The organism is Pseudomonas sp. AN-B15 (genome assembly GCF_019056475.1).
GTDB classification, from domain to species: Bacteria; Pseudomonadota; Gammaproteobacteria; order Pseudomonadales; family Pseudomonadaceae; genus Aquipseudomonas; species Aquipseudomonas parakoreensis.
Window position 1 is genome coordinate 5,872,611 of the sequence record NZ_CP049737.1, and the last position, 11,731, is coordinate 5,884,341.

Annotated in this window: 11 protein-coding genes; 7 read left to right on the forward strand and 4 right to left on the reverse strand. The window is 61.5% G+C overall.

Features of this window, described 5'->3' with window-relative positions; all coding sequences use genetic code 11:
• Positions 1–232: 232 nt before the first annotated feature.
• The 5 genes from GTQ41_RS26650 (at position 233) to ppx (ending at position 4,824) form a co-directional block, all read left to right on the forward strand.
• Entirely contained in the window at positions 233–1,018 is a 786-nt protein-coding gene (locus GTQ41_RS26650; protein WP_047297229.1) for a transporter substrate-binding domain-containing protein, read from the forward strand.
• Positions 1,019–1,040: 22 nt separating this feature from the next.
• The gene (locus GTQ41_RS26655; RefSeq protein WP_047297230.1) at positions 1,041–1,709 is read left to right on the forward strand and encodes an amino acid ABC transporter permease; all 669 of its coding nucleotides are present in this window, start codon (positions 1,041–1,043) and stop codon (positions 1,707–1,709) included.
• Complete coding sequence (locus tag GTQ41_RS26660; protein WP_047297231.1) at positions 1,706–2,356, forward strand: amino acid ABC transporter permease; 651 nt, start codon at positions 1,706–1,708, stop codon at positions 2,354–2,356. Before GTQ41_RS26655 ends, GTQ41_RS26660 begins: the two co-directional genes overlap by 4 nt.
• On the forward strand, positions 2,343–3,080 hold the full coding sequence (locus GTQ41_RS26665) for an amino acid ABC transporter ATP-binding protein (RefSeq protein WP_095668048.1): 738 nt from the start codon (positions 2,343–2,345) through the stop codon (positions 3,078–3,080). The genes GTQ41_RS26660 and GTQ41_RS26665 overlap by 14 nt, the downstream gene beginning before the upstream one ends.
• A 241-nt stretch (positions 3,081–3,321) precedes the next feature.
• Positions 3,322–4,824, forward strand: coding sequence for an exopolyphosphatase (gene ppx, locus GTQ41_RS26670; protein WP_047297233.1), 1,503 nt, complete (start codon positions 3,322–3,324; stop codon positions 4,822–4,824).
• Positions 4,825–4,982: 158 nt separating this feature from the next.
• On the opposite strand, the gene ppk1 is transcribed toward ppx, so the two are convergent.
• Entirely contained in the window at positions 4,983–7,208 is a 2,226-nt protein-coding gene (ppk1, locus tag GTQ41_RS26675) for a polyphosphate kinase 1 (RefSeq protein WP_041072035.1), read from the reverse strand.
• Positions 7,209–7,226: 18 nt separating this feature from the next.
• Entirely contained in the window at positions 7,227–8,240 is a 1,014-nt protein-coding gene (gene hemB / locus GTQ41_RS26680) for a porphobilinogen synthase (protein WP_047297234.1), read from the reverse strand.
• A 207-nt stretch (positions 8,241–8,447) separates the two neighbouring features.
• Between hemB and GTQ41_RS26685 the strand changes: the two genes are divergently transcribed.
• A complete protein-coding gene (locus tag GTQ41_RS26685; RefSeq protein ID WP_095668047.1) occupies positions 8,448–9,095 on the forward strand; it encodes a DedA family protein in 648 nt (215 codons plus the stop codon).
• On the opposite strand, the gene GTQ41_RS26690 is transcribed toward GTQ41_RS26685, so the two are convergent.
• Complete coding sequence (locus GTQ41_RS26690) at positions 9,076–10,311, reverse strand: sterol desaturase family protein (protein ID WP_047297236.1); 1,236 nt, start codon at positions 10,309–10,311, stop codon at positions 9,076–9,078. The genes GTQ41_RS26685 and GTQ41_RS26690 overlap by 20 nt on opposite strands.
• A 114-nt stretch (positions 10,312–10,425) precedes the next feature.
• Here GTQ41_RS26690 and elbB point away from each other — a divergent pair, with 114 nt between their 5' ends.
• Entirely contained in the window at positions 10,426–11,094 is a 669-nt protein-coding gene (gene elbB / locus GTQ41_RS26695) for an isoprenoid biosynthesis glyoxalase ElbB (RefSeq protein ID WP_047297237.1), read from the forward strand.
• Positions 11,095–11,232: 138 nt separating this feature from the next.
• On the opposite strand, the gene GTQ41_RS26700 is transcribed toward elbB, so the two are convergent.
• Positions 11,233–11,688 (reverse strand): YaiI/YqxD family protein, encoded by a 456-nt coding sequence (locus tag GTQ41_RS26700; protein ID WP_047297238.1) that lies wholly within the window; start codon positions 11,686–11,688, stop codon positions 11,233–11,235.
• Between the last annotated feature and the right edge of the window lie 43 nt (positions 11,689–11,731).

The following is an 11,731-nucleotide window of genomic DNA, read 5'->3' on the forward strand; positions in this document are numbered from 1 at the left end:
GGTGCGGCTAGTTGTAAAGCTATTCGCCGGATCCGGCAAGTCGTGCCCCAGCGGGGTTCGACGCCTTGGCGCAATGCGCTATCGAGGTGCGAAAAACATCCTGACTGTTCAGACCAGTAAGACCGAAAGAACACGCCAAATCCGCGGCCTGCGCGGCATCCGGCGCGGTGTTGGCACGGCGCATGCTCTGTCCGATCGCAGAAAACACTTCCCGCCGATCCGGAGATTTGCCATGAGCCTGCGTTACAGCGCCCTCCTCACCGCCCTGTTTGCCAGCCTGATGCTGAGCCATGTGCCCGCCCACGCCGACGGTCTGGATGACGTGGTCAAACGCGGCACACTGAAAGTCGCCGTGCCTCAGGACTTCCCGCCGTTCGGCTCGGTCGGCCCGGACATGAAACCCCGTGGCCTGGACATCGACACGGCCAAACTGCTGGCCGAGCAGCTCAAGGTCAAACTCGAACTGACCCCGGTCAACAGCACCAACCGCATCCCGTTCCTGACCACCGGCAAGGTCGATCTGGTGATCTCCAGCCTCGGCAAGAACTCGGAGCGCGAGAAAGTCATCGACTTCTCCCACGCCTACGCGCCGTTCTACCTCGCGGTGTTCGGCCCGCCTGACGCAGCGATCAGCAGCCTTGACGATCTTAAAGGCAAGACCATCAGCGTCACCCGTGGCGCCATCGAAGACATCGAGCTGACCAAGGTCGCCCCCGAAGGCGTGACCATCAAGCGCTTCGAAGACAACAACTCGACCATTGCCGCCTATCTGGCAGGTCAGGTCGATCTGATCGCCAGCGGCAACGTGGTGATGGTAGCGATCAGCGAGAAGAACCCGAAGCGCGTGCCGGCGCTGAAAGTGAAGCTCAAGGATTCGCCGGTCTACGTCGGCGTGAACAAGAACGAGCCGGCGCTGCTGGGCAAGGTCAACGAGATTCTCGCCACCGCCAAGGCCGACGGTGCGCTGGAGAAAAACTCGCAGACCTGGCTCAAAGAGCCGCTGCCGGCCGATCTCTGATCGATCGCGCGGGAGACAATTGATGGCTTATCAGTTCGATTTCATGCCGGTGGTGCAAAACACCGACCTGCTGCTGCGCGGCGCTCTGTTCACCCTGGAACTGACGGCGATTGGCGCGCTGTTCGGGGTCGGCGTGGGCATCGTTGGCGCGTTGGTACGGGCGTGGAACATTCGCCCGTTCTCGGCACTCTTCGGCGTCTACGTCGAGTTGATCCGCAACACGCCATTTCTGGTGCAGCTGTTTTTCATCTTTTTCGGCCTGCCGTCGCTCGGGGTGCAGATTTCCGAGTGGCAGGCGGCGGTGCTGGCAATGGTGATCAACCTCGGCGCGTACTCGACCGAGATCATCCGCGCGGGCATCCAGGCGATTCCGCGCGGGCAGCTGGAAGCCGCTGCCGCACTGGCGATGAGCCGTTTCGAAGCGTTCCGCCATGTGATCCTGCTGCCGGCGCTGGGCAAGGTCTGGCCGGCACTGAGCAGCCAGATCATCATCGTCATGCTCGGCTCGGCGGTGTGTTCGCAGATCGCCACCGAGGAGCTGAGCTTCGCTGCCAACTTCATTCAGTCGCGCAACTTCCGCGCCTTTGAAACCTACGCGCTGACCACGCTGATCTACCTGTGCATGGCGCTGCTGATCCGCCAGTTGCTGAACTGGGTCGGCCGCCGCTATATCGCGAGGAGCAGCCGATGAGCGACTTCACCTTCTGGGACATCCTGCGCAACCTGCTCACCGGCCTGCAATGGACGCTGGCGCTGTCGCTGGTGGCGTTCATTGGTGGCGGGGTCGTCGGCTTGCTGATTCTGGTCATGCGCATCTCGAAAAACCCGTTACCGAGCAATATCGCCCGCACCTGGATCGAGCTGTTCCAGGGCACACCGCTGCTGATGCAGCTGTTTCTGGTGTTCTTCGGCGTGGCGCTGGCCGGGATCGAGATCTCGCCGTGGATGGCGGCAGCCATTGCCCTGACATTGTTCACCAGCGCCTATCTGGCGGAGATCTGGCGCGGTTGCGTCGAAGCGATCCCCAATGGCCAGTGGGAAGCCTCGTCGAGCCTGGCGCTGAATCCGCTGGAGCAACTGCGCTACGTGATCCTGCCGCAGGCGCTGCGCATCGCGGTCGCGCCGACCGTGGGCTTCTCGGTGCAAGTGGTCAAGGGCACGGCGGTGACCTCGATCATCGGCTTCACCGAGCTGACCAAGACCGGCGGCATGCTCGCCAACGCCACGTTCGAACCTTTCATGGTCTACGGCCTCGTCGCCCTCGGCTACTTCTTGCTCTGCTACCCCTTGTCGCTCAGTGCGCGCTACCTGGAAAGGAGACTGCATGCCTCTGCTTAGAATTTCCGCCCTGCATAAATACTACGGCGATCACCACGTGCTCAAAGGCATCGACCTGAGCGTCGAGGAAGGCCAGGTGGTGGCGATCATCGGCCGCAGCGGCTCGGGCAAATCGACCCTGCTGCGCACCCTCAATGGCCTGGAGTCGATCAATGACGGGGTAATCGAAGTCGACGGCGAGTACCTCGACGCCGCCCGCGCCGACCTGCGCAGCCTGCGGCAGAAAGTCGGCATGGTGTTCCAGCAGTTCAACCTGTTCCCGCACCTGACCGTGGGCGAAAACGTGATGCTCGCCCCGCAAGTGGTGCAGAAAGTACCGAAGACCAGGGCGGCCGAACTGGCGCGCGAGATGCTCGAACGCGTCGGCCTGGGAGAGAAGTTCGATGCGTTTCCGGATCGGTTGTCTGGCGGGCAGCAACAGCGCGTGGCGATTGCCCGGGCACTGGCGATGTCGCCGAAAGTGTTGCTGTGCGATGAGATCACTTCGGCGCTGGACCCGGAACTGGTCAATGAAGTGCTGGCCGTGGTGCGCCAACTGGCGAAAGAAGGCATGACGCTAATCATGGTCACCCACGAAATGCGTTTCGCCCGGGAGGTCGGCGACAAACTGGTGTTCATGCACCATGGCAAGGTGCATGAAGTGGGGGATCCGAAGGTGTTGTTTGCCAACCCGCAGACGGCGGAGCTGGCGAATTTCATTGGTACCGTTGAAGCCGCCAACTGAGCCGGCACGCTCCTGTGGCGAGGGAGCTTGCTCCCGTTCGGCTGCGCAGCAGTCGTGAAAGCCGCCGACCGCGATTTACCTGAATCTCGAGGTGAATGGCTTGAGTGCCGCTTCGCAGCCCAGCGGGAGCAAGCTCCCGCGCCACAGAAACTGTGTTGGATCAACGGTTTGAACCATGCGCGTTGGCGCCAGCGTTTGATCGTGGCACGATGGCGGGGTTATCGACCGAGACCCCCTGACCATGCCGCAATCCAAAGCCAAGAATCTGTCCCTGATCGCCGCAATCGACCTGGGCTCCAACAGCTTCCACATGGTCGTGGCCAAGGCCCAGAACGGTGAAATCCGCATTCTGGAGCGCCTCGGAGAGAAAGTGCAGCTTGCCGCCGGCATCGACGACGAGCGCCATCTCAATGAAGAATCGATGCAGCGCGGGCTCGATTGCCTCAAGCGTTTTGCCCAACTGATCAACGGCATGCCGCTGGGCGCTGTGCGGATCGTCGGCACCAACGCCCTGCGCGAAGCGCGCAATCGCCTGGAATTCATTCACCGCGCCGAAGAAATCCTCGGTCACCCGGTGGAAGTCATCTCCGGCCGTGAAGAAGCGCGGCTGATTTATCTGGGCGTGTCACACACCCTCGCCGACACCCCGGGCAAGCGCCTGGTGGCCGACATCGGCGGTGGCAGTACCGAATTCATCATCGGGCAGCGGTTTGAACCGCTGCTGCGCGAAAGCCTGCAAATGGGCTGCGTCAGTTTCACCCAGCGCTACTTCAAGGACGGCAAGATCACCCCGGCCCGTTACGCCCAGGCGTACACGGCGGCGCGGCTGGAGATCATGAGCATCGAACACGCCCTGCACCGTCTGACCTGGGATGAAGCCATCGGCTCCTCGGGCACCATCCGCGCCATCGGCCTGGCGCTGAAGGCCGGCGGACATGGTACCGGCGAAGTCAACGCCGAAGGCCTGGCCTGGCTCAAGCGTCGCCTGTTCAAACTGGGTGACGTCGACAAGATCGATTTCGAAGGCATCAAACCTGACCGCCGGGCGATCTTCCCCGCGGGTCTGGCGATTCTCGAAGCGATCTTCGACGCCCTCGAACTGCAACGCATGGATCACTGCGAAGGCGCGCTGCGTGAAGGCGTGCTCTACGACCTGCTCGGCCGCCATCACCACGAAGACGTGCGCGAACGCACCCTGACTTCGTTGATGGAGCGTTATCACGTCGACCTGGAACAAGCGGCGCGGGTTGAACGCAAAGCGCTGCACGCCTTTGATCAGGTCGCTGCAGACTGGGAGCTGGATGACGGCATCTGGCGCGAACTGCTCGGCTGGGCGGCGAAAGTCCACGAAGTCGGCCTCGACATCGCGCACTACCACTATCACAAGCACGGCGCCTACTTGATCGAGCACTCGGACCTTGCCGGGTTCTCCCGCGAAGACCAGCAAATGCTCGCCCTGCTGGTGCGTGGCCACCGCCGCAACATTCCCAAGGACAAGTTCGCCGAGTTCGGTGACGACGGCGACAAGCTGATCCGCCTGTGCGTGCTGCTGCGCTTCGCGATCCTGTTCCACCACATCCGTGGCACCCAGGCGATGCCGCAAGTGGCGCTGCACGCCAAGGGCAACACGCTCGACGTGGAATTCCCGGAGCACTGGCTGGATGAGAATCAGCTGACTCAGGCTGACTTTGGCCTGGAGGCCGAGTGGCTCACGCGGGTTGGCATCGTGCTGACAGTCCACTGATAACCCCTGTAGGAGCTGCCGCAGGCTGCGATCTTTTGCTCTTTAAACGGCAAGATCAAAAGATTGCAGCCTTCGGCAGCTCCTACACAGGTCGGTGTTTGGCATACAAAAAAGGCGATCCCGAGGGATCGCCTTTTTATTTCACCTGAAACCGAGGCTTAGCTGCTCACCGGCAAAATCGGGCTGCCCAGCCGCTCCAGCAACGTCGCCTGCGCGCTGCGCGGGTTCTGGTTGCCGGTTGGCGTGTTGCGGATGTATCGACCATCCGACTGCAGGCTCCAGCTGTGGGTGTTGTCGGTCAGGTACAGCTCCAGCTCTTTCTTCACGCGGGTCAGCAGCTTCTTGCCTTCCACCGGGAAGCAAGTCTCGACGCGCTTGTCGAGGTTGCGCTCCATCCAGTCGGCACTGGAGAGGAACATCTGCTCCTCGCCGCCGTTGAGGAAGTAGAACACTCGAGTGTGTTCAAGGAAGCGACCGATGATCGAGCGCACATGGATATTGTGCGAAACCCCGGCAATGCCCGGACGCAGGCAGCACATCCCGCGCACCACCAGATCGATGCGCACGCCGGACTGGCTGGCCTTGTACAGCGCGCGGATGATCTTCGGATCGGTCAGCGAGTTGAACTTGGCGATGATGTGCGCCGGTTTGCCTTCGACGGCGAACTGGGTTTCCCGGGCAATCATGTCGAGCATGCCCTTCTTCAAAGTGAACGGCGCATGCAGCAGCTTCTTCATGCGCAGCGTCTTGCCCATGCCGATCAACTGGCTGAACAGCTTGCCAACGTCTTCGCACAAGGCATCGTCGGAGGTCAGCAGGCTGTAGTCGGTGTACAGACGGGCGTTGCCGGCGTGGTAGTTACCGGTGCCGAGGTGCGCGTAACGCACGATCTCGCCGGCCTCGCGACGCAGGATCAGCATCATCTTGGCGTGGGTCTTGAAGCCGACCACGCCGTAAATCACTACCGCACCGGCCGCTTGCAGACGGCTGGCCAGTTGCAGGTTGGACTCTTCGTCGAAGCGTGCGCGCAGTTCGATGACCGCCGTCACTTCCTTGCCGTTGCGCGCAGCGTCCACCAGCGCATCGACGATTTCCGAGTTGGCGCCGGAGCGGTACAGGGTCTGGCGCACGGCCAAGACATGCGGGTCTTTCGCCGCCTGGCGCAGCAGGTCGACCACCGGGGTGAACGACTCGAACGGGTGCAGCAACAGGATGTCCTGCTTGCTGACGACACTGAAAATGTTCTCGCTGTTCTGCAGCAGTTTCGGGATCTGCGGGGTGAACGGCGTGTATTGCAGCTCCGGGTGACTGTCCAGACCGGTGATGCTGAACAGGCGGGTCAGGTTGACCGGACCGTTGACCTGATACAGCTCGGTCTCACTCAGGTTGAACTGCTTGAGCAGGTAATCCGAGAGGTGTTTCGGGCAGGTGTCGGCGACTTCCAGACGCACCGCATCGCCGTAACGTCGCGAGAACAGCTCGCCACGCAAGGCGCGCGCAAGGTCTTCCACGTCTTCGGAGTCGAGCGCCAGGTCAGCGTTTCGGGTCAGGCGGAACTGGTAGCAGCCCTTGACCTTCATGCCCTGGAACAGGTCATCGGCGTGGGCGTGGATCATCGACGACAGGAACACATAGTTGTCGCCCGGGCCGCCGACTTCTTCCGGAACCTTGATGATCCGAGGCAGCAGGCGAGGTGCCGGAATGATCGCCAGACCGGAATCGCGACCGAAGGCGTCGATACCTTCCAGTTCGACGATGAAGTTCAGGCTCTTGTTTACCAGCAACGGGAATGGATGCGTCGGGTCGAGGCCGATCGGGGTGATGATCGGCGCGATCTCGTCGCGGAAGTAGCGGCGCACCCAAGTCTTGATCTTGGTCGTCCAGTGACGGCGACGGATGAAGCGCACCTGATGCTTTTCCAGCTCCGGCAGGAGGATGTCGTTGAGGATCGCGTACTGGCGATCAACGTGACCGTGCACCAGCTCGCTGATCCGCGCCAGCGCCTGGTGCGGTTGCAGACCATCGGCACCAGCCTGTTCCCGGGCGAAGGTGATCTGCTTTTTCAGGCCGGCGACGCGGATTTCGAAAAATTCGTCGAGGTTGCTGGAGAAGATCAGCAGGAACTTCAGCCGCTCCAGCAACGGATAGGACTCATCCAGCGCCTGCTCCAGCACGCGGATGTTGAACTGCAGTTGCGAAAGCTCGCGGTGGATGTACAGGCTGCTGTCATCCAGCCCCGGGATCGCAATCACTGGCGCCGCCGCGACGGCTTCGGTGACCGGCGCGGGTGGCGCAGGCTCGAGTTCCGGCGGGGTTTCGGTGATTTGCTCCACCACCGGTTGAGCTTCTTTTACTGCAACTTCAGTGAGTCCTTCGGTATTCATCGAATGTTCCTGGGAGGGCTATTTCTGCTCTCGTAACAATTGAGCGGCGCGGACAGCAAAGTAAGTCAGGATGCCATCAGCGCCGGCACGTTTAAAGGCGGTCAGTGACTCGAGAATCACCGCCTCGCTCAACCAGCCATTCTGGATCGCCGCCATATGCATGGCGTATTCGCCGCTAACCTGATAGACGAAGGTCGGCACTTTGAAGGCATCTTTTACCCGGAAAAGAATGTCCAGGTACGGCATGCCGGGTTTGACCATGACCATGTCCGCGCCTTCAGACAAGTCGGCGCCGACTTCGTGCAACGCTTCATCGCTGTTGGCCGGGTCCATCTGATACGAGGCTTTGTTGGCCTTGCCCAGATTCGCTGCCGAACCCACGGCATCGCGGAACGGCCCGTAATAGGCGCTGGCGTACTTGGCCGAGTAAGCCATGATCCGCACATTGACGTGGCCGGCGATCTCCAGCGCTTCACGGATCGCCTGAATCCGACCGTCCATCATGTCTGACGGTGCCACGACCTGAGCGCCGGCTTCGGCGTGGGACAGCGCCTGCTTGACCAGTGCGTCGACCGTGATGTCGTTCTGCACGTAGCCATCTTCGTCGAGAATGCCGTCCTGCCCATGGGTGGTGAACGGATCGAGGGCGACGTCAGTGATCACTCCCAGCTCGGGAAACCGTTCACGCAACGCACGAGTGGCGCGCTGGGCAATGCCCTGAGGGTTCCAGGCTTCGGCGGCATCGAGGGATTTCAGTTCGACAGGCGTGACCGGGAACAGCGCCAGCGCCGGAATGCCCAGTTCGACCCATTTCGCCGCTTCTTCCAGCAGCAGATCGATGGTCAGGCGCTCGACACCGGGCATCGAGGCCACGGCTTCGCGACGGTTCTCACCGTCAAGCACGAACACCGGCAGGATCAGGTCATCGACCGTCAGCACGTTTTCCCGTACCAGCCGACGCGAAAAATCATCGCGACGGTTGCGGCGCAAACGGGTAGCGGGGAACAAACGGTTGGCAGGGGTAAAGCTCACGGCAGACTCCTGAGCCCGCGCATACGGGCGAGCGTGACAGTTATAGACGGCCATTATGACGAACAGATTACAGTTGTGCGTACCCCGTGACATGTAGCCGCATTCCATTGTTAGCGTAGGAATTGTTCACGTCGAGACACATTTCGACACTTTCCTGAATGTGTCCGAAGGGTTAGGCTGCGCGTTCATTTCGCCAGCACCCAGACAATGCTCCAACAATTTCTGCATGACTTCGGCTACTTTGCCCTGTTTCTCGGCACGTTCTTCGAAGGCGAAACCATTCTGGTGCTCGCAGGCTTCCTCGCGTTCCGTGGATACATGGACATCAACCTGGTGGTGGTCGTGGCGTTCTTCGGCAGCTATGCCGGCGATCAGCTGTGGTACTTCCTGGGGCGCAAGCACGGGCGTAAATTGCTCGCGCGCAAGCCGCGCTGGCAGATGATGGGCGACCGCGCGCTGGAACATATCCGCAAGCATCCGGACATCTGGGTTCTGAGCTTCCGCTTCGTTTACGGCCTGCGCACGGTGATGCCGGTGGCGATCGGCCTGTCGGGTTATCCGCCGGGACGCTACCTGCTGCTCAACGGCATCGGCGCAGCGATCTGGGCCACTGCCCTGGCAGCCGCCGCTTACCATTTCGGCGCGGTGCTCGAAGGCATGCTCGGCAGCATCAAAAAGTACGAGTTGTGGGTACTCGGCGCGCTGCTGGTGTTGGGTGTCGGCCTGTGGCTGCGTCGCCGCTTCAAGAATGCGCGCCTGGCCAAGCAGGTTTACGCCGATGAACAAGCCGCAAAAGCCGCACTGCTTCAGGCAGAACAGTCAAAACCCGCCGAGCCTAAGACGCCAGCCGAGTAACACGCTGGCGACAGCCATACAGCCCGATGCCACTGAGCAGGCTGTAACCGAGCAGACCAGCCCAGGCCAACGGGCTGGCCGGCCATAGCCCGAGCAGCGGCGCCAGCCACACCAGCGGCACATTCGACCCCAGCCGCAGCAGCTCGACCCGCAACGCCCACGGGCGATTCTCCAGCATCACCCCCAGCACGAACAAACCCCACGCCACTACACCCCACCCCAGTAGCAGCGCGGCGGTCGACAGATGTTGCGCCCGCCCCATCAGGTCACTGCCCAGCGCGATATAGACGCAGAACTGCAGCGCCACATACCACTGGCGACGGCTGTCGAGCGGCACCTCGTACTTGCGGAAGCGGCTCAAGTCGGGTTTGGTCAGCGGGTACTTCGCCGCCACATCCGCCGGACGCCAGCCAGTGCGCATGAACCAGATCCGCAGCTTGTCCCAAAGGCTTTCGGTGCGGCGTGCGTCGTCCCACAACTGCACATAGAACTGCACATTGGCCCACAGCGGATTCCAGCTCGCCAGCGGCGTGGTCACACCGAAAATCACCGGCTCGTTGTCGTCCTCTTCCTGAAACGTACCGAACAACCGATCCCAAAGAATGAACACCCCGCCGTAGTTGCGATCCATGTAGAGAGCGTTCTGTGCATGGTGGGCCCGATGATTGGATGGCGTGACGAAGAACCACTCGAACCAGCCGAGCTTGGGAATGTGCCGGGTGTGAACCCAGAACTGATACAGCAGATTCATCGCCGCGACGCTGACGAACACCAGCAGCGGCACGCCAAGCACGGCCATCGGCAGGTAGAAGATCCAGCCCAGCACAAATCCGGTACTGGTCTGGCGCAACGCCGTGGAGAGGTTGTACTCCTCGCTCTGGTGATGCACCGAATGCGCGGCCCAGAGGATGTTGCGCTCGTGGCCCAGGCGATGCAGCCAGTAGTAGCAGAAGTCATAGAAGACAAAGGCCAGCACCCAGACCCAGAGACTGTCTGCCGGCAACCTGAGCAGCGCCAGGTGTTCCAGGGCAAACGCATACGTGAGCAGCCCGACACCCTTGCCCAGCAGCCCGGTAGTGGTCGACAACACCCCGGCGCTGAGGCTGTTGACCGAGTCGGCGAGGCGATAGTGTCGGGTCCCGCGCCAGCGATCGGCAAGCAGTTCGGCGGCAATCAGCACGAAGAAAAACGGCACTGCATACAGAATGAAGTCCATGGCGCGCCCCAGTCGGATTCTATGGACAGATCCTAGGTCTAGCCGCCCTTTTCCCCTATGGCAACGTACGACAATTTAGTGGACATTTAGCGCCATGAATCTGGAGAGAAACCCATGAGCAAAAAAGTTGCAGTGATCCTGTCCGGCAGCGGCGTGTACGACGGCGCCGAGATCCACGAGAGCGTCATCACCCTGTTGCGCCTGGATCAACGCGGCGCGCAGGTGCAGTGCTTCGCGCCGAACATCGCGCAATTGCATGTGATCAATCACCTGACCGGTGAAGAAATGCCCGAAACGCGCAACGTCCTGGTGGAATCGGCGCGCATTGCCCGCGGCAACATCAAGGACATCCGTGAGGCCGACGTCGAAGACTTCGACGCGCTGATCGTGCCCGGCGGCTTTGGCGCCGCGAAGAACCTCTCGAACTTCGCCATCGAAGGTGCCGGCTGCACGGTACAGCCTGAGGTGCTGGCCTTGGCTGAAGCCTTTGCCGAAGCGGGCAAACCGGTGGGCCTGATGTGCATCTCGCCGGCACTGGCGGCGAAAATCTACGGCCCGGGCGTGACCTGCACCATCGGCAACGATGCCGATACCGCCACCGCGATGAACAAGATGGGCGCCACCCACGAAGACTGTGCGGTGAGCGAGATCATCGAAGACAAGGCGCGCAAACTGGTGACCACCCCGGCCTACATGCTGGCGCAGAACATCAGTGAGGCGGCTTCGGGGATCAACAAGCTGGTCGACCGGGTGCTCGAACTGACGCACGAGAACGATGTTTGATGCGACCTTTCTGAAGGGTTTTCGTGGTGAGGGGATTTATCCCCGATGGCTGCGCAGCAGCCCTTTGCATCTTGAAGCATTGGGCCTGCTGTGCAGGCCATCGGGGATAAATCCCCTCACCACAGGAATACGGTTGAATCAGGACTGACGTGCAAGGCGCGTGAGGATCCTGTCCAGTGCATTGGCAAACGCCTGTTTCTCACGCTCGCCGAACGGTGCCGGGCCGCCGCTGATCTGACCCTGCTCACGCAGGTCGGTGAACAGGTTGCGCACGGCCAGGCGCTCGCCCATGTTTTGCGCGTCGAACTCCTTGCCGCGCGGGTCCAGCGCTGCCACACCCTTCTTCACCAGGCGATCGGCCAGCGGGATATCGCTGCAGATCACCAGCTCACCGGGCACCGCGTGTTCGACCAGGTAATCGTCCGCCGCATCCGGGCCGCTGGGCACCACGATCAGTTTGACGATGGCCAGCCCCGGCTTGATCTGCGGTTGCCCCGCCACCAGCACCACTTCGAACCGGCGCTTGAGGGCAAACTTCACCACCAGCTCCTTGGCGGCCCGGGGGCAGGCGTCGGCATCGATCCATACGCGCATCATTTTTTCCTCTTCTAAAAGCATCGCGGGCAAGCCGCGCTCG